Genomic DNA, 17,198 nt, shown 5'->3' on the forward strand with positions numbered 1-17,198 from the left:
CCCAGACCCAGGGGTTGGCACGGGAGTTGAGCTGGCTGGTTGCAAGGGTGGTGGCGTGTTCGATGTCGTCGCGGTTGGCGAATGATCGGCTGGCGAGGGCGGCTTTGTAGAAGATGCGCCACCAGCCTTCCTGCAGGTTGAGCCAGCAAGGTGTGTCAATTCAACGGCTGATCTTGGTTGTTGATGGTCTGGATCATCACGGTCAGGACCGGCGATGCCGGTGACGGCTGGCTCTGCCCGATGTCTACATACCCCCACAGTTTGTAGAGCGCGTGGACTTTTCCGTCGCCGGCTGCTGGGTTGACCATGAGCGTGACGTACGGCTCGTTGCGTGTGGTGAGGAGGGTGTCGTGGATGCGGCGGGCGGTGCCGGTCTTCCGCCAGGTCGGTCGGACGCCGATCTCCTTCAGGGCCAGGGCCGGATGCGCGGTGTACTTCTCGGCCGGCGTCGGGCTGGTGCGCTGCCAGTAGCGGTTCGCGTGCTCGATGGTGTTGCCGTAGGCGTAGCCGACCGGGTGCCCGTCGGCGTATGCGAGGACGGCTGTGAAGCCTGGCTCGGTGCCATGTCGGTCCAGGCGTTCGCCGAACGCGGTGACGGCGTAGTTCGGCAGGTGGAGGAGCGGGGCGCGTACGTCGGCGTACACGTCGAGGAGGTCGCTTCGGGCGGTGTCGAGGGTGGTGAAGGTGCGCAGTTCGATGGCGGGCGCCGTGGTCATGCGGCCATCCTCCAGGTGGCGGTGTGCTCGGTCCAGGTCTGCGCGGTGGGGCTGCCCGGTGCGGTGGCGCGCAGTGCGGCTCCGAACTCCTGGAGCATGCGTGTGACCCGGGCGTGCTGGGTGGCGGCTTCGGCGGGGACTTTCATCGCGGTGGTTGTGGCGGTGTCGGGGGCGCCCTGTGCGAGCTGGGCGTGGGCGAGCCGGGTGGTGGTGATGGCGCGGGAGCGGATCATGTGCGGTCGGAGGGCGGACAGGCAGCGGTGGGCGTGGTACTCGGCGGTCGAGTAGTCGCCGAGGGCCAGGTGTGCGGAGAGGGCCAGGGAGTCCAGTTCGGCCTGGTCGTAGAAGGCGAGCATCCACACCGGCCGGTAGTCGGTGGGGTCGGCGCGCAGCATGGCGTCCTGGGCCTGGTCGAAGGCGCGGCGGGTGCCGGTGCGGTCATGTGCCGTGCCGTGGATGGCGCCCTGGCGGGCCAGGCCGAGGGAAGCGAACAGGGGGTCTCGGCGGGTGAGGTGCAGGTTGCGGGCGACGTCGTTGGCGGCGAACGCGTCGGCAGGTCGGCCCATGTGGCGGTACATGGTGCCGGCGTGGCTCCAGATGCGGAACTTGATCGCCTGGTCGCCGGACATCTCGGCGAGGGCCTGGGCCTCGCGCATGTGTGCCTTGGCGACGTCGTAGCGCTGGCCGTCGATGGCGGCCCACATCGCGGAGGAGCGGAAGGCGGCTGCGGAGGCGTAGAGGTTGCTTCGTACGCGCTGGGTGGCGCTGCCGGCGTTCTGGAGGTTGAGTGCCTCGTCGGCGAGGGCTGCGGCCCGCTGTTCGATGCCGAGTTGTCCGCCGTGGCGGTGGTCGCTGGCGATGATCTCGGCGAAGCGCTTGTTGAGGCGGTTGACGTCGCTCATGCCGATTCGGCGCGGCGATAGGGTGCCGGGTGCGGCTGCTGTGGCGGCAGCCGCCGCGATGCTGCCGACGAGGGTGCGGCGCTTCATATCGGGGTCCTCCTGCTGCGGTCGGGCCGGGGTGGACGAAGGCCGGCTCCGTGGCACGAACCCTAAGGCGATGGCGGGTAATCCGGTGATGTCCTCAAGTGCCGTGCGGGCGGCTGACTTTGGCCAACCGACCCGGCCTGCTTTCCATGCCCGGACCGATGATCCGTCGAGTCCTCCAGGGTGCCCGGTCAACCGTTCAATGGCCCTGTTCACGGCCTCGGCGAGGCTGTTGGAGCTGTAGCCGTGTTCGATCATCCACGCCTCTAGAACGGTGTTGCGGGTGGCGTCCATGCGGGCACGGTAGCCCTCGCAGCCCTCGCCTGCCAGGTAAAGGAAAGGTCAAAACGCCCTAGGTGGGTCCGTCGACTGGGCGCCTGAACGTCCTAACCAGCGCGCTGGGAGAGGGAGTTGTCTGAGTGCTGGTCGCCTGCCGCGCCCTCACCGTGCGGGTGGCTGTTGACGGCCCGGTCCGCGCCTGAGGTTCCCTCGCAGGGGCGGTCGGGCGCCGAGACGACACGAAAGCTCCACCCCAATGACGAGTCTGGGAGATCCACTTGAGGCCCTCTCTGTCGGCCGTCCCACGGATAGCCAGACCTCCCCGTGCGAGCTGTCCATGGATAAGGTCGGCCGTGTACTCGCCCGGGACGCCCTTGGCGTGTGGCACTTCCACGGTCTCGCCGGCCGTTCTGCGCTGATCATCGCGGAGCTCATCGCGAACGCCTCCAGGCCCACTCCCTGTCCCGGGATTCGCCTCACGGCTGGGTGGCTGGGTGCGAATCGACCCTGTGTCGGGGTCGTGGACCCACGCGCGCGCCGTACCTCACTCGCTGCAAGGACCAGGCGCTCGCCCACTTCATGGAGCGGTGAGCGGCATTCGCTTGATCAGGAGCCCGGCACATGACTTCCCGGCGTGAGGCAAGTGCCCCGCAAGGACTTCCTACGCGGAGTACGTCCCCTCCTGCCGGGCAGCCAGGCACCGTCCGGTGAGCAGCCGTCTGGCAACGCTCCCGCGGCGGCACCTGGTGGGCGCTCCAGCCCAGTAACACCACATCGATTACGAGGAGTTGAAGCATGACGCGCAGCACCGTAGTTCCCAGCCGCACCGAAGTACGCCCGCAGATCCCTGGGGCGTCGGACGGCTTCGACCTGGACGTCTCCCTCGTCGAGATCGCCGACCCGGCGGGCCTGGTGAACCTGACCGACGACAACTGCGGGTCCACCTGCGGCGCCTGCACCACCAACGTTGCCTGACCCGGACCCCAGATCGCCCCGGTCTGGTGCCGCCGCGTCTGCGCGCGGCGGCACCAGCCGCCGGCCCCCTCACCTTACGGAGGTACTTGGTGGTTGCTCCGACCGCTGCGTTCCGCACCGGTTTCACCGCTCTGGTGCGCGCCGTGGCCCGGTCCTCGCTGCCGATTCCTCCATGCCCTGACCTTGATGACTGCTCGCCCAGCGGTTCGTCTGCCCGTTTGGCGTGGCTACGCGCGGTGTGGGCGGACAACGACGTCGCCGAGGCACTCCATCACTCCAGCCCGGCCCTGGCCGCGCAGGTACGGGCCCTGTGTACGGCCGAGCGCCCCGCCCTCCGTGACGTGCAGCGCGCAGCGCTGTCCGTGGCCCGCTACCTGCTGCGGGCCCAGCACCGGGCGACGCCCTTCGGCCTGTTCGCCGGCGTGGCCACCGCGGAGTTCGGCCCTCAGGCACGGTCCGACTGGGGCGAGGAGCACGTGGCCGTCGGCCGCGCGGGTGCGGAGTGGCTGGCTGCCGTCGTCGAGCGGTTGGAGTTGTGTCCGGACCTGCGCGAACGACTGCCCGTCGTCATCAACAACACCGTGACGTACCGGGGAGAGCGGCTCGTCGTGCCGTTCCAGCCCGACGTCCACGACGACCGGACACGTGCGGTCGAGGCGTCGCTGGCCCTGACCGGACCGGTGCGCGCGGTCCTTGCCGCGGCCCGGCTGCCGATCCGGTTCGGAACCCTGGTGGACAAGCTCCAGGCGGAGTTCCCCGAGGCCGGTGCCGAGAAGGCGCGTCAACTGCTGGCGAAGCTGATCCGGTGGCGGGTGCTGATCACGGGCCTTCATGCTCCGAGCACCGAGACCGATGCCCTCGGGTATCTGGTGGGCCAACTCGACGCAGTCGACGCTGGAAGCCTCGCCCCGGTCGCGGAGACCGTACGCGAACTCCACGCAGTCCGGGCGGGCTTGAAGGAATGTGCCATGCGCGGCGGCCGGGAGAGCGTCGCGGCGCGGATGCGAGACCTCGTCCCTGGCCTGCGCCGCCACCCTGTCGCGCTCGACCTCCGCCTGGACACGCAGATCGTTCTGCCGGAAGCGGTCGCCCGAGAGATCGAGCGCGCCGCTCTCATCCTGATCCGCTTGAGCAGCCGCCCGTACGGGACCGCCGCCTGGAACGAGTACCACCAGCGGTTCTACGAGCGCTACGGCATCGGCACGATGGTGCCGCTCGCGGAGGTCGTCGCGGACAGCGGCACCAGCTATCCCGACGGCTACCCAGGCGCTCCGGCCAGCCCACGCAGGCCCCGCGTCTCCGCTCGCGATGACGCCCTCGTACGGCTGGCCCAGGCTGCCGCGCTCGACGGCCGTGACGAAGTGATCCTCACGGACGAACAGATCGAGGCCCTGGACGTGGGTCCCGACGAGCCCCGGCTGCCGCCGCACTTGGAGATCGGGGTGCGGGTGCATGCGGCCAGCCTGGAGGACTTGCAGCGGGGACGGTTCCGGCTGGAGGTCGTGAGCGTCTCCCGTGGTGTCGGCGTCTCCATGGGCCGATTCCTCAGCGTGGTGAGCCCCGCCGACCGAGAAGCCCTGGTCACAGAGCTCTCCGACCTCCCGGCCGCAGACGGCAACACCGTGCCCGCGCAGCTCTCTTTCCCGCCCCTGCTCCCCGAGAGCGCCCACGTCACCCGCTCCCCACAGGTTCTACCCACCGTGATCAGCCTTCAGGAGCACCGCGCCCCGCAGGACACCATCCTGACCCCGGAGGACTTGGCTGTGGGGTGCGACGGCCGCCGCATGTACCTCGCTGTCCCCGAGCGAGGCCACCGTGTCGAGGCCGTCGGGATGCACGCGCTGAACCTGCGCACCCACACCCCGCCACTGGTGCGGTTCCTCACCGAGCTGTCCCGCGCCCAGTGCGCGCAGGTCACCGTCTTCGACTGGGGCGCCGCAGCGGCGATGCCGTTCCTTCCACGTCTGCGGTACGGCCGGACCGTGCTGGCCCCGGCGCGCTGGCGGTTGGAAGCGTCCGAACTGCCCGGCCGTGCCCACCCTCGGGCCGAGTGGGACGCCGCGCTCAGCAACTGGCGTGCCCTGCGGAGGCAGCCGCGCCACGTCTACCTCGTAGAGGACGACCGGCGCCTCTTCCTCGACCTTGGCGAGGCCGGCCACCGGAAACTCCTGCGCCAGCAACTCGACCGTACGCGCCTGGCCGTGCTCGTCGAGGCCCCGCAACCGGAGGCGTACGGCTGGTGCGGCGGGCGAGCCCACGAGATCGTGGTGCCCCTCAAGGCAACCAGGCCGTCGGCCTGGCCGCCACTGCCAGCCCCCAGCCGGGCCCGTGCCCTGTCTGCGACCCAGATGCAGACACCTGCCGCCTCCTCGGTTCTTCTGGCCGCCCTGTACGGCGACCCCCGCCGCCAAGACGTCTTGCTCTCCCGGCATTTGCCCGGCCTACTCGAACAACTCGGCAACCCGCCATGGTGGTTCATCCGCTTCCGCGACCCGAACCAACACCTCCGCGTACGCATCGCCCTCCCCGACCCGGAAGCCTTCGCCGACACGGCCCGAACGGTGAGCGCCTGGGCCGACGAGCTACGAAGCATCGGCCTGCTGGCCGATCTGCGCTATCCCACCTCCTACCGCGAGATGGGCCGCTGGGGCTCCGGCGCCGCATGGGAGGCGGCCGAGGATGTGTTCCGGGCGGACTCGCGCGCCGTCCTGGCCCAACTAACGCAGCCACAACGCCCCAGTCAGCGCACGCTGGTGGCGGCCCACACGGTCGCCATCGCCTCTGCGTTCCTCGGCACCACCGAGGCCGGGATGCGGTGGCTGATCGACCATGTCTCGCCGATCGCACCCGTGCCCGTTCCGCGCCCGCAGTTCACCGAGGCCGTACGGCTCGCCGACCCGAGCGACGACTGGTCGGCCTTGCGCAGGGTCCCGGGCGGAGACGCCATCGTGTCGGGATGGGCCGACCGGGATACGGCGCTCGCCGCGTACCGGCCGCACCTGCCCGGCCCGGACACCCAGGGCATCGCCGTCGACGACGTCCTGACATCCGTGCTGCACGTCCACTTCGTGCGCCACGTCGCCGTGAACTTCCCGGAAGAAGAGGTGTGCCTCTACCTGGCGCGCGCCGCCGCCCTGGCCTGGACCGCCCGCACCAAGGGGAGGGCCTCGTGAACGCGCACCCCACGCTCGGCCTGGTCGACGCCATCGCCGCCCGGCTCGCCAACCCCGAGACCCTGCCTCACGGTTCCAGGACGCTGTGCTCGGACCGGCAGCACCTTGCCTACGGGCCACCCGGCATCGTGCTCCTGCACATCGAGTTGGCCGCGAACGGCCTCGGCCCGTGGCACCGGGCCCACGACTGGCTCGCCGCCGCCTCCCGGCAGCCGCTCACCAGTGGCCCGGACAGCCACCCGTTCTACGGAGTGCCCGCCTTCGCCCACGCCCTGACCTGTGCGGCCGACCACCTTCCCGGCTCCTACCAGCGGGCCCTCGACGCGATGGACGCACAGATCGCAGTCGACGTCGGGCGCCGTCTCGACGCCGCACACCGCCGCATCGACGCCGGACGCCTCCCGCAGCTCGCCGAGTTCGACGCCATCCGGGGCCTCACCGGATACGGCGCCTACCTACTACGCCGCAACCCCGGCAGCTCCACGACACGCGCCGTTCTCGACTACTGCGTGCGCCTCACCGAACCGATCCCCCACCACGGCGAGACCCTTCCGGGCTGGTGGACGGAGACCGGGCCCTCGGGCAACCCGGACGACCGATTCCCCGGCGGGCACGCCAACACCGGCATGGCCCACGGCATCGGCGGCGTCTTCGCACTCCTGGCCCTTGCCGCTCGGAACGGCTCCGTCACCGACGGGCACCACCCAGCGCTGCACACCATCCTGGCCTGGCTGGACCGCTGGAAGGAGGAGGCCGACGGCGGACCGGTCTGGCCGTACTGGGTCACTCAGGCAGAGCTGCGAAGCGGGCGGCTGGCCCCGTCTGCGCCCCGGCGGCCATCCTGGTGCTACGGCACCGCCGGCCTCGCCCGCGCCGAGCAACTTGCCGCGCTCGCCCTCGGCGACACCCGCCGCCAGATCGACGCGGAGAACGCACTCGTGGCCGCCCTCACCGACCCCGAACAGCTGAAGGCCACGACGGACAACGGCCTCTGCCACGGGTTCGCCGGCCTCGCCCACGCTGCCGCGCGTACGGCTGACGACGCCCGCCCCTCGACCGCGGAGAAACTCCACGCCGCGATCCCAGCTCTCCTGGCTGAGGTCATCCCACCGGGCACCGACCTCGAGCTCATGGCCACGGCGCTCATCCAGGACGAGGAAAGCGGCCCTGGCCTACTCGACGGCGCCGCCGGCATAGCCCTGGCCCTCCTCGCGCCCAGTACCGCCGCACCACCCCGGTCCGCCTGGGACGCCTGCCTCCTCATCGCCTGATCCACCGACCGAAGGACCTCCATGCCTCCCGACCGCTGGCAGCAGCACAACATCACCTTCGTCGACCGCGAGATTGCCCGGCGCACCATCGCCGAACGCCTCGGCCCCACCCTGATCGAGGCCGAGTCCGACGGACAGCTCACCGGCTGGTGGTTCATGAACAAGCAGCCCTGGCCGCTGCGTTACCTCGCCGACAAGCCCTCACCAGCCATCGAGTCACTCCTGAGCGATCTCATCGGCGACGGCGTGGCCGTGTCGTGCCTGCCCTGCGTCTACGAGCCCGAGACCGACACGTTTGGCGGCCCGGAGGCCATGGGCGCAGCCCACGAACTGTTCCACAGGGACTCCCGCCACCTGCTCACCTACCAGCCGAGCTCGATGCGCCTGGGACGCCGGGAGACCGCCGTCCTGCTGACGAGCGTAATGATGCGTGGTGCTGGACTCGACTGGTTCGAACAGGGCGACGTATGGGCGAAGGTCGCGATCCTTCGACCGGCCACCGCTCCACAACCGTCCGAACGAGCCGCCGCACTGGCTTCGGCCATGCGCAAGCTCATGACCACGGACGCCCACAGCCTCTGCCGCCCCGATGGTCCACTCCACGCTCACGGGGAATGGGTGGCTGCCTTCGAGCGGGCCGGTGCCACGCTCGCCGACCTCGCAGGCCGCGGCGCTCTCACCCGCGGCCTGCGGGCCGTCATCGCCCACCACGTGATCTTCCACGCCAACCGCGCCGGTCTCCTCCGGGACGACCAGAGCGCTCTGTCCCACATCGCACGAGAGGTAGTCATGGGAACGAGTGACCACACCGAGTCGCCCACCGAGGCAACGGCCGACATCGATAGCGTCGGCTCGGTGAACACCGACACGATCACCACCGACACGGCGGACGCCGCGCGCCTCCGCAACGCCCTGGTCGACCAGCTCCGCGTGGACGGACACGCCCGTACGCCCGCTGTCGAGACCGCGTTGCGGACCGTGCTCCGCCATGTGTTCGTGCCCGACGCGTCGCTCGAAGACGCCTACGCCAACGCACCGGTGCACATCAAGTACGACACCGATGGCACGTCCATCTCCTGCGCCTCCCAGCCCGGTGTCGTCGCCCTCATGCTGGACCAGCTCGAAGCCCAGCCTGGCGAGCGCATCCTCGAACTCGGCGCCGGCACCGGCTACAACGCCGGTCTGCTCGCCCATCTAGTCGGCGAGAGCGGACACGTGACCACCCTCGATGTTGACGACGACCTCGTGGAAGGCGCCCGTGCGCACCTCGCCGCCGCCGGGATCACCAACGTCGAGGCTGTGACCCGCGACGGGGCGCTCGGCTACGCCGAAGCAGCGCCGTACGACCGGATCATCGCTACCGTCGGCGCGCACGGCGTACCGCACGCCTGGCTGCAACAACTCGCCCCTGGTGGCCGGCTCCTCGTCCCCCAGCGCCTCAAGGGCACGGTGTCCCGCTCCATCGCCTACGAGCAGCGTGACGGGCGGTGGGTGTCCCTCGGCAGCGAGATGAACACCTTCATGCCGCTTCGGCGAGGCATCGCCGACGACGACCGCCGAGTGATCCCGCTCAGCACGGACGCCACCGTACGACTCCAGGCCCCCGCCGGACTCAACATCGACGCCGACGCCCTCGCAGGCGTACTCGACCAGCCGCGCACCGAGGAGTGGACCGGCATGACGGTCCGCGCCATGGAATCGCCGGAGTGGATGGAACTGTTCCTCACCTGCTCCCTCCCCTCCGGCCTGATCCGGATGCTGTTCCCCCAGAGCGCCAAGGGCACTCTGCTCACCGAGGACCCCTACCCCTCGTCGACCGCCGTCGTCGACAAGGGCGCCGTCACCTACCTGGCGCGGCGGCTGTCGGAAAAGAGGACCCCCGCGGGCGGCAAGCTCTGGGAGTTCGGCGTCATCGGCCACGGTCCCGGCAGCGACGAACTGGCCGCGAGGGTCGCCGACGCCATCCGCACCTGGGACCGCGAATACCGCAGCCGCGAGGCCACGTTCGAGATCCAGCCCCTCGACGCCCTCAGCATCGAGCGGCGCCCTGGCCTCTTCGCTCTCGACACCCCGCTGAACCGCATCGTCGTCGACTGGCAGTGACGCCCCACGCGTAGCGGACGGTGCCCGTCGACACATGGCTGGCGGGCACCGCCGCCTCAGCATTCCTCACTCTCGACAAGGGGGATCCATGGACCCACACGGCTCCACAGCCCAGCGCTTCCCACTCGTCGCCCGATTCCGACCCGCCTGCCTGCCCCTGCCTGAACGCGTACGCGCACTCGTCGACCTGGCCGACAATGCGGTGAATGAGACTGACCAGGGGATCGCCTCGGCCGTCTACAACCAGGCCGCGCTCATCGCCTCCGACCTCGACCTCCCCGACCTCGCCCGCGAGATGTGCCACCAGCACGCCGCCGCCTACCTCCACGCCTGCCCCCTGCCCAGCATGAGCGCCATTCGCGGACTGGAACCGGTCGTCAACCTCGCTCGCCTCCAGATCCGCGCCGGCCACCCCGATGAGGGCCGTCAGCGACTCCTCAACCTGTACAAGGCCGTCGAGGCGGGCGCAGCCGCCCGGTTCGAAGGCGTCAACGTACCTGCGAACCTCACTGCGACCGGCGAAGACCGCCAAGAGGTTCGCGCGTGGCTGTGGCGCGTCCTCCTCGCGGACGGTACGCGCACCCTCACCACCGAGGGGCGATGGGCCGAGGCGCTGGCACACATCGAAGCCCACCGTGGCATCGGGAAGCGGATGCTCGACGGGCGGCAGGTTGCCGTCCTCGCCGCCCTCGTCGCGGGTGACACCGCGGGGGCCGCTGTCCTCCTTGCCGACACGGTGCCCGGCGATGCGTGGGAGCAAGCCGTCACGGCATGCCTGACGGTTCTGTGCCGCCGCGACGCCGGGCAGCCGACCGACGGCCACCTGCCGGACCTGGTGATGGCCTACCTCGGACGGAAGGCCGAACCCGGGATGACCGTCTTCGACACCCGGCTCGGACTTACGGTCCTCGACGCGATCGGTTCCGCCGGAGCGCCCGCCGCGCACGGCATCGTCGAGGACCTCCACCGCAGGACGACGGACGCCGAAGACGGCTACGCGGCCCGCGAGACCCTGACTCACCCCCTGTTCACCGAGATCGCCACGGACCGGCAAATGCGGCACTGTCGCGCGCTGGTGCGCGCCTGCGCACTCGGCTCAAGGACCCTCCCAAACGAGCTGCGAGGAGAACTGACGGCGGCTCTGCGCACCAGCGACCGCGTGATCCGGGAAAGCCTCGCACGTCCCTCAGAACCCGGAGGGAGGCAACCCTTGCGGCTGTGACGGTGCCGTCGGTGCTGCTGTTCGGCCGGCGTCGTCGCTGCCGACGGAAGCTGACCGCTATGGATCTGCCGGACGCGGACCGAGGGGGCGATGGTCGAACGTCGGTGGGCGCCTTCAGCGGGAAGGCTCGGGGCCGGTTGGCGGGCGGTGGCCAACACCCCGCCCGTGTAGGGAGTACTCGGGCGGGCGATTTCGAGTCACGTGATGGCTTGTGACCTCCTCCTGCTGAACGGCTAAACGTCAGCGAAACGGGAGCCGTCCGGTGGACCAGATGCCAAGGCATGGGGAAGGCGACGTTGGCTTGCCGCCCGTCGGGTTCGGTCATGGCCACGTCCGCGCAGGATGGCGTCAGGCGGGCGGCTGCGGGGGCAGCGCCGCGGTGGTGCCTGAGCCGGGCAGGGTCACCAGGCCATGCCGATTCGCTCCAGCGCGGTGACGCGTTCGGGACTGAGTGTGCCGCGGTGGTAGAGGCTGCGCTGCTTTTTGATCCAGGCCTGGAGCTGGATGGGGTCTGGTCCGGGCATGGTGTGTTGGGCGGGAATTCTCAGATGCCCGTGCAGCGCGTGGTAGTCCCGGGCCGCGTTGTAGGCGCGCTGCCAGTTGAGGTCGTAGACGCTCCAGACCATGCCGAGCTTGTCGAGTTTCGCGATCCGCTCCGATGGCTGCCGGCTTTGGTTGGCGCGCATCTTCACGATCCACTGGCCGAGCCGTAACGGCGGATCGTCGTCGGTGACGAAGTCCTTGGGCACCAGCAGATTTTCATGCTTTGCGTGGTATTTGTGGGCTGCATCGTAGAAGCGCTGCCAGCGTTCCTCCAGCAGGTTCCAGATCATGCCGATCGCGTTGAGGGCGGCTGTCCGCTCGGCGTCGAGGCGGATCAGGCCTCTGCGTAATGCGACGATGAAGGCGCCCAGCTCCACGCGGTCGCCTTCCAGCATGGTGCAGTAGTTCTCGGGCACCCGCAGATGGCCGTGCTCGGCGTGATACGCCTGTGCAGCAGCGAGGTTGCGCCGCCATGTCTGTTCCTTCGGTGCCCAGTTGATGCCCAGCTCGTCCAGGCGTCTGACGCGGTCGGACGTCAGACGGTCGCGCAGGCTTCGCTGGTTTTTGAGCCACTGCCCCAGGTTCAACCCGGCATCGGTCACATGGCTTTGCGGAATGTCCAGGTTGCCGTGAGCGTGCTGGTAGAGGGAGGCTGCGCCGTAGTGCTCCTCCCAGGATGAGGTGGTGGAGCGTACGGTGCAGGTGGTGATGGAGGAGGCGAAGCCGCGGGGAACGTCGATGCCGGTGACGGTGAGCCAGTCCGGCAGGGTGGACAAGGGCCAGACATCGGCGTGAGGACTGCTTCCCAGGCGCAGACGGGCGGCGTCCAGGTGCTGTCCCAGGACATCGTCGTAGGACCGCAGCACGCGGACGATCCGCCACACTTGCCGGAACGCGGAACCTTCAAGGGCCTCGGCGGGGTCTTCACCGGGTCCGAGCAGGACCGGCACGACGATCGACGCGATCTTGTCCGTCCGGTCTCCCAGGCGCATGGCGCGTCCCACTGCCTGGATGATGTCGATCATCGAGCTGCGGGGGTCGATGAAGGCGATCCCGTCCACCGCAGGAGAGTCAACGCCCTCGGTCAGGACCCGGGCGTTGGCCACTACGACCAGGCCCTCGTCGTCACCATCAAGCCGGTCGAGCACTCTGCGCCGCTCCGCCACAGACTGGCCGCCGTAGACGTGGTCCGCCTGGACCGCTGTTGGAGAGGAGGCGGGCCCTGCCAGCAGGGTGGCGGAGGCGGGCAACGTCTTCGCGAACCACTTCGCGTCCCGAACCCTGGTGTGATAGGTGATCATGCGGTGGATGTCCTGCTCGGCGGCCGCCCGCAGTACCGCAATCTGGCGTGCCAGCATGTCCGGCGACAGCGCGGATCGGCCCACCTGGAAGTGGCCGCGCGGGTCGGACACCACACCCTGGAGCTGGGAATCCGTCGCGACCGCGACGATGACCTTGTAGTCCGCCAGCAGCCCGAGTTCCAGGGCCCGCGAGAACGGCATGGCGTACACGTTCGGCCCGTAGACCTCAGCGTCGTCCATGCTGACGGTCAGCAACTTGGCCCCGCTCGCACCGGCATCGGCCACGTATCTGGGCGTTGCCGTCATGTACAGGCGTAGCGCGGAGGGCAGCGCCGCATCGTCGTGGACCAAGGCCCAGGCCTTGCCTGCTGCACCCGCTGTGCGATGTGCCTCGTCCACGACGATCACGTCCCAGGGGCGCGATGCGTACTGAGCATGAGCTGAAGCCACCACGTTCACGCCCGCATACGTACTGACCACTGTGACCCGGCCCGTGCGCGCGGTCAGCGCGGCCAGCTCGGCGGGACACGTGGTCACCGCGGCGTGGCTGTCACGCAGTTCCTGCCCGCGCTCGTCCGCCACCCCCGGGTCAGAGCACAGTGCAACGACCTGCCCCAGCGCGTGTTCGCCGTGGACTCTGGCCCAGGCGCGCAGCGTCTGCCCTACCAGCTCGATCGTGGGTACCACCACGAGCACCCGGCCGCCCGGAGCGAGTGCCTGACAGACCTCGCTGCCGACCCGCGTCTTGCCAGTGCCGCAGGGCATCACCACAGTGGTCCGTGCATGATGCTGCGCTGCGCCCACCACAGCTTCAATGGCGTCGCGCTGATGGGGCCACAGTTCGGGTGCAACGGCACCGCTGCTGGTCTGGCTCATGCTGGCCTCGGCGCTGTGAACCGGGCCCGCCAAGCAGCGCTGCTGTCGAGCGTTTCGGCCCTCAGCGGCACGAAAGAGGGGGCGGACCACACTGCGTTGAAGGCACCCAGGCCATGAACGCTGATGATGCTGGCCACAGCGTCGGCGCCGGCAAGGGCATGAGCCCGCGCTTCTTTCATGCGCGGATGGCCGACGGCGTTGCGGAACCGCACGGTGACATAGCGACTGGTACCGCTGGGTGGCATCTCGCCGAACAGCTTGGCGATCGCCTCTCGTACGGCCCAAACGGCGTACCCGGCGATCGACATGGTTCGCACCACCACGGGATCGGGCAGGTTCAGCCCGGTGACCGCTTCAACCGCCGGCATCGTTTCGGCGCTGAGGCGCTCCAACTCTTTGGCGAGGCCGTCGGACCGGGGGCCGGCCTCGTGACGGAGGACTACGGAAGGCATCGTGTGCTGCTTTCGGAAGGTCGTGGCGAAGCGGGGCACCCGGCACGGGGAACGGCCGATACCCCGCACCAGTGGGGCACCGGCCGGCACCCCGTGCCGGGTTGGTGTCCCGCCTCCGGCTCGGGGGACGCCGGATACGGGACGGGACCCGCAGCACTCGCAGCACTACTCCTGCACTCCCCAGTGCAGGAGTAGTGCTGCGAGTGCTGCGGGAATCTGATCAGGTCAGGATGGGAGGCCAGCGGCTCATGCTCGCGCCGCACTGCTTCAGCCAGGGCGATCAGCGCCGGTCTGCTGGCGCTATTGGGGGTGCCCGGCCAGCACCTCTACGTCGCCACCGGACAGCGCTCGCAGTGCCGCGTACGTGCGCGCCGCCGTGAACGGGGTCAGGTGTTCCCCCAGTTCAGTCGGGAGCATCCACCTCGCGCCCTTGATGCTGCCGCCGTAGGTGAAGGGTGTGTCCTGGTCGATGACTCCGCAGTCGAAGAGGAAGTTGATGCCTTCCTTGGACAGGTGGGTGGGGTGCTGCTGTTCGTACATGTGGTGCACGGCCAGCAGGCGGCCGGGTTCCACGGTGAGGCCGAGCTTGGTCCTGATGTGGCGGACCAGGCCGTCGAGGAGTGCTTCGTCGGCCTCGACGCAGCCGCCGGGGTGGAACCAGGGCGTGCGCTCCTCACTCCTGAGGGCGTCCTGTGATTTCTCGGTCATGAGGACGGCGCCAGCGAAATTGCGGATGATGCCCAGTGCTCCCAGGCGTCGCGGGGGCGGGTCGGCGAAGTGGTCACGTGCGCTCTGCATGGGGTGATGCCTTTCGTCGTCAGGTCGGGTGGATGGTCTGGCTCGGGTGCAGTGGTGCGGCGGGATGCACGGGGCCGTCGCAACGTCGTGCCGGTTGCGTGCCGAGGAAGAGGGCGTAGGCGTCGGTGTCGTAGGTCGCTAGCGCGCCCCACGGGTCCGTCGAGGCACCAGACGGGGCTGCCTGCTGTGGGGGTGGGAGCGGGTCGGGGGTCGTGGGGCATCCGTGCGGGGTGGGGTCGGTGGCCCAGCGGGCGGTCTGCTGGGTCAGGTCGAACAGGAGGTCCAGCACGATGGCGGTGATGCGGTCCATGCGGTGGGGATGGCCGGATGGGGTCGGGGGCCTGCCAGGCGTCGGCGGGTGTGCCGAAGAACTGGGTGGTGACCTGGCGGTCGGTCCAGGCGGCGTGTCCTTCCGGGAGGCTCGCGGGTCGCGGGTGGCCAGAGGCCTTGGATGCTCGGTCACTGAGGCCGGGCGCCCTGCGCGGCTCGCAGCTCGGCTCTCACGCCACGACGTTCGGCGGCGGCGGTGGCGTGGGGTGTGCCGTTGTGTCCGCAGCGTGCTCCGCTGCGGATGGTGGTGAGGGAGGGGGTGCGGGCTGCTTTGCAGGTGGTGCAGGTGGATGGCCAGGGTTGTCTGGCCGTGCCTGGGTAGGGTGCCTGCGGCTCGTATCCGGCTGCGCGCAGTTCTGCGGCGCGTTCCTGGCAGGGGCATTTCGCTGTGCCTGACAGGAGTGTGGGCCACATGATGCGGTGGGTTCGGCCGCAGGTGAGGCAGTCGAGGGTCCAGGAGCGTGAGCGCTGGTCGTAGGGCTCGCGCGGGCGGAAGCCGGCCTTGCGGGCGATTTGTGCGGCGCCGGCGGGGGAGACGTGGGAGCGGTGGAGGCAGACGGTGCCGTTGCGCAGTCTGTTGAGGCTGATCGTGCGTGGGGTGGCGCATACCGTGCAGATGACGGCGAGGGAGAGTTGTGCGTAGACGTGGGCGGGGAGTTTGGTTCCCGCGTACCGGTAGCCGGCGGCTTGTATCTCCTTGAGGGCCTTGTGGGCGGTTGTGCGGGCGGCCATGGTCGGGAGGGCTCCTCTTTTCGTGAGCGGGACTTTGAGGTAGGTGATGCGTCTGCCGACGAAGCGAGCTGTGTGGTGGGCGGCGAGCGTGTCGGCCAGCTCCCCTTTCCTCGGCTTCGAGCCGGTGGGTCCGGCTGGGCGGGTTGGTGTGTGGCCGGGGTGCTGGGCGTGGGGTGTCCGGCCAGGTCGGCCGCCGTTTCCCGGATCACCGACGGTCCGGGGTTGCGGCGGCCGACCGGCGGTCCCGTGCGCGGCGACGGATTCCACGGGGCTGCCGCGCACGGGAGCTGCGGGGGTTAGGTGAGGCCCGGTGTGAACCTGGCCTGCCAGGTGTCGCAGTTGCCGTCGGTTTCCGCGCTGAGCGGGACGAGGCCGGGGTAGGTCCACACCTGGTTGAGGGTGTCGCGGCCGTGCACGGCGATGAACTTGGCCACGGTGTCGGCGAACTTGGCCACGGTGTCGGCGCCGTTGAGGAAGTGGGCGGCCAGGGCCTGGCGCAGCGGGTGGTCCCGCAGGCTCTGGAACCGGCTGCTGGCTTCGTGGCGTAGGGCAACGGGGGTCATCGTGTGCTGCTTTCGGCAGGGGGATCTGTGGTGTCCGAAGGGGGCGTGGGCTGGGTCCTGCGAGCGGGGAAGCGTAGGTGGGGCTGTTAGCCGGGGGTGGTGATGACGGGGTGGGTGATGGCGGTGATCTGTCCGAGGAGGGTGGTGTCGCTGTGGGGAGTACGGCGGTTGTCGCCGCCGGGCAGGCGTTGGACGGTGACTGATGCGCCGTTGAGCAGGGCGCGTCGGATGGCGGGGTCGAGCCTGACGGTGAGGAGCAGGGACCCGGCGGGTTCCTCGGCGTCGTCGTGGTCGTCGGTGAGGAGCGGGCACCCGGCGTGCTGCACGGGCAGTGCCTTCCCGGTTTGCAGGTCGTGGGACAGGACGCGGTAGGCGCGGCCGCTGCGGGAGTCGATGGCGATGTGTCCTTTGGCCTGCAGCTGTTTGAGCTGGCGGGCGATGGAGGAGGAGCTGGACAGTCCGACCGCGTTGCCGATCTCCCGGATCGAGGGCGGGTAGCCGCGTGCTTTCACGGTCTGGCAGATGAACTCGAAGATCTGTGACTGGCGCCGTGTGAGCGGGAGAAGGGGCCGAGCGGCAGCTGGGGCACTGCTGTCTGGTGCTGGCGGGTCGTCGCTGTTCATGGGTGTCCTGGACAGTCCGTGTGGGTGGGTGGGTGGGTCAGTGGTTTGGTCGGGGGAGTGCGCGGTGGTGCTGAACGGTTTGGCCGCCGGTGGGGGAGCACAGGGCGGTCAGGCGGGTGCGGGGTCTGGTTTCGCCCACGCGCTGTCGGCGGCCAGGCGTGCGGACCACTCGATCTCGGTCTCGCCGAGGGCTGTTGTGGCGAGGTGGATGCGCTGGAATTCGCCGGTGCCGGCGGGGGCGTAGGTGTACTGGGC

14 protein-coding genes are annotated in these 17,198 nt (G+C 69.7%); 5 read left to right on the top strand and 9 right to left on the bottom strand.

All coding sequences use genetic code 11. The annotated features are described in order from the left end of the window. Window positions 1-155 precede the first annotated feature (155 nt). The gene (locus ACIPSE_RS44710; RefSeq protein WP_401675440.1) at window positions 156-716 is read right to left on the bottom strand and encodes a GNAT family N-acetyltransferase; all 561 of its coding nucleotides are present in this window, start codon (window positions 714-716) and stop codon (window positions 156-158) included. Then, window positions 713-1,996 (bottom strand): XRE family transcriptional regulator, encoded by a 1,284-nt coding sequence (locus tag ACIPSE_RS44715; protein ID WP_401675443.1) that lies wholly within the window; start codon window positions 1,994-1,996, stop codon window positions 713-715. Before ACIPSE_RS44715 ends, ACIPSE_RS44710 begins: the two co-directional genes overlap by 4 nt. Before the next feature lie 780 nt (window positions 1,997-2,776). Between ACIPSE_RS44715 and ACIPSE_RS44720 the strand changes: the two genes are divergently transcribed. From ACIPSE_RS44720 to ACIPSE_RS44740, 5 genes are all read left to right on the top strand, one after another. Next, window positions 2,777-2,956: an FxLD family lanthipeptide gene (locus ACIPSE_RS44720; protein WP_016825826.1), complete on the top strand. Its 180-nt coding sequence runs from the start codon at window positions 2,777-2,779 to the stop codon at window positions 2,954-2,956. Between the two features lie 218 nt (window positions 2,957-3,174). Beyond that, window positions 3,175-6,129, top strand: coding sequence for a lantibiotic dehydratase (locus tag ACIPSE_RS44725; protein ID WP_401675446.1), 2,955 nt, complete (start codon window positions 3,175-3,177; stop codon window positions 6,127-6,129). Then, complete coding sequence (locus ACIPSE_RS44730; RefSeq protein WP_401675449.1) at window positions 6,126-7,400, top strand: lanthionine synthetase C family protein; 1,275 nt, start codon at window positions 6,126-6,128, stop codon at window positions 7,398-7,400. Before ACIPSE_RS44725 ends, ACIPSE_RS44730 begins: the two co-directional genes overlap by 4 nt. A 21-nt stretch (window positions 7,401-7,421) precedes the next feature. Further along, window positions 7,422-9,503, top strand: coding sequence for a methyltransferase, FxLD system (fxlM, locus tag ACIPSE_RS44735; protein WP_401675452.1), 2,082 nt, complete (start codon window positions 7,422-7,424; stop codon window positions 9,501-9,503). 88 nt (window positions 9,504-9,591) lie between these two features. Then, window positions 9,592-10,725 carry a hypothetical protein gene (locus ACIPSE_RS44740; RefSeq protein ID WP_401675455.1) on the top strand — a complete coding sequence of 378 codons (1,134 nt, stop codon included), beginning with the start codon at window positions 9,592-9,594 and terminating at the stop codon, window positions 10,723-10,725. A gap of 401 nt (window positions 10,726-11,126) precedes the next feature. Here ACIPSE_RS44740 and ACIPSE_RS44745 read toward each other — a convergent pair whose 3' ends face one another. From ACIPSE_RS44745 to ACIPSE_RS44775, 7 genes are all read right to left on the bottom strand, one after another. Then, window positions 11,127-13,445, bottom strand: coding sequence for a Helicase associated domain protein (locus ACIPSE_RS44745; RefSeq protein ID WP_401675458.1), 2,319 nt, complete (start codon window positions 13,443-13,445; stop codon window positions 11,127-11,129). Continuing rightward, on the bottom strand, window positions 13,442-13,897 hold the full coding sequence (locus tag ACIPSE_RS44750) for a hypothetical protein (protein WP_401675461.1): 456 nt from the start codon (window positions 13,895-13,897) through the stop codon (window positions 13,442-13,444). Before ACIPSE_RS44750 ends, ACIPSE_RS44745 begins: the two co-directional genes overlap by 4 nt. Window positions 13,898-14,197: 300 nt before the next feature. After that, window positions 14,198-14,695 carry an NUDIX domain-containing protein gene (locus ACIPSE_RS44755; RefSeq protein WP_401675464.1) on the bottom strand — a complete coding sequence of 166 codons (498 nt, stop codon included), beginning with the start codon at window positions 14,693-14,695 and terminating at the stop codon, window positions 14,198-14,200. A 19-nt stretch (window positions 14,696-14,714) separates the two neighbouring features. Next, a complete protein-coding gene (locus tag ACIPSE_RS44760; protein ID WP_401675467.1) occupies window positions 14,715-15,005 on the bottom strand; it encodes a hypothetical protein in 291 nt (96 codons plus the stop codon). Window positions 15,006-15,154: 149 nt separating this feature from the next. Beyond that, on the bottom strand, window positions 15,155-15,757 hold the full coding sequence (locus ACIPSE_RS44765) for a hypothetical protein (RefSeq protein ID WP_401675469.1): 603 nt from the start codon (window positions 15,755-15,757) through the stop codon (window positions 15,155-15,157). A gap of 296 nt (window positions 15,758-16,053) precedes the next feature. After that, entirely contained in the window at window positions 16,054-16,320 is a 267-nt protein-coding gene (locus ACIPSE_RS44770; RefSeq protein ID WP_401675471.1) for a hypothetical protein, read from the bottom strand. 86 nt (window positions 16,321-16,406) lie between these two features. Beyond that, on the bottom strand, window positions 16,407-16,943 hold the full coding sequence (locus ACIPSE_RS44775) for a hypothetical protein (RefSeq protein ID WP_401675473.1): 537 nt from the start codon (window positions 16,941-16,943) through the stop codon (window positions 16,407-16,409). Window positions 16,944-17,198: the final 255 nt, after the last annotated feature.

It is taken from the genome of Streptomyces sp. NPDC090106, from assembly GCF_044747265.1.
Classification (GTDB): domain Bacteria; phylum Actinomycetota; class Actinomycetes; order Streptomycetales; family Streptomycetaceae; genus Streptomyces.

What these genes read in the sequence shown, in the direction of transcription:
- ACIPSE_RS44710 (WP_401675440.1), bottom strand. Translation starts at nt 716, where the DNA reads ATGACCACGGCGCCCGCCATCGAACTGCGCACCTTCACCACCCTCGAC.
- ACIPSE_RS44715 (WP_401675443.1), bottom strand. Translation starts at nt 1,996, where the DNA reads ATGGACGCCACCCGCAACACCGTTCTAGAGGCGTGGATGATCGAACAC.
- ACIPSE_RS44720 (WP_016825826.1), top strand. Translation starts at nt 2,777, where the DNA reads ATGACGCGCAGCACCGTAGTTCCCAGCCGCACCGAAGTACGCCCGCAG.
- fxlM (WP_401675452.1), top strand. Translation starts at nt 7,422, where the DNA reads ATGCCTCCCGACCGCTGGCAGCAGCACAACATCACCTTCGTCGACCGC.
- ACIPSE_RS44740 (WP_401675455.1), top strand. Translation starts at nt 9,592, where the DNA reads ATGGACCCACACGGCTCCACAGCCCAGCGCTTCCCACTCGTCGCCCGA.
- ACIPSE_RS44745 (WP_401675458.1), bottom strand. Translation starts at nt 13,445, where the DNA reads ATGAGCCAGACCAGCAGCGGTGCCGTTGCACCCGAACTGTGGCCCCAT.
- ACIPSE_RS44750 (WP_401675461.1), bottom strand. Translation starts at nt 13,897, where the DNA reads ATGCCTTCCGTAGTCCTCCGTCACGAGGCCGGCCCCCGGTCCGACGGC.
- ACIPSE_RS44755 (WP_401675464.1), bottom strand. Translation starts at nt 14,695, where the DNA reads ATGCAGAGCGCACGTGACCACTTCGCCGACCCGCCCCCGCGACGCCTG.
- ACIPSE_RS44760 (WP_401675467.1), bottom strand. Translation starts at nt 15,005, where the DNA reads ATGGACCGCATCACCGCCATCGTGCTGGACCTCCTGTTCGACCTGACC.
- ACIPSE_RS44765 (WP_401675469.1), bottom strand. Translation starts at nt 15,757, where the DNA reads ATGGCCGCCCGCACAACCGCCCACAAGGCCCTCAAGGAGATACAAGCC.
- ACIPSE_RS44770 (WP_401675471.1), bottom strand. Translation starts at nt 16,320, where the DNA reads ATGACCCCCGTTGCCCTACGCCACGAAGCCAGCAGCCGGTTCCAGAGC.
- ACIPSE_RS44775 (WP_401675473.1), bottom strand. Translation starts at nt 16,943, where the DNA reads ATGAACAGCGACGACCCGCCAGCACCAGACAGCAGTGCCCCAGCTGCC.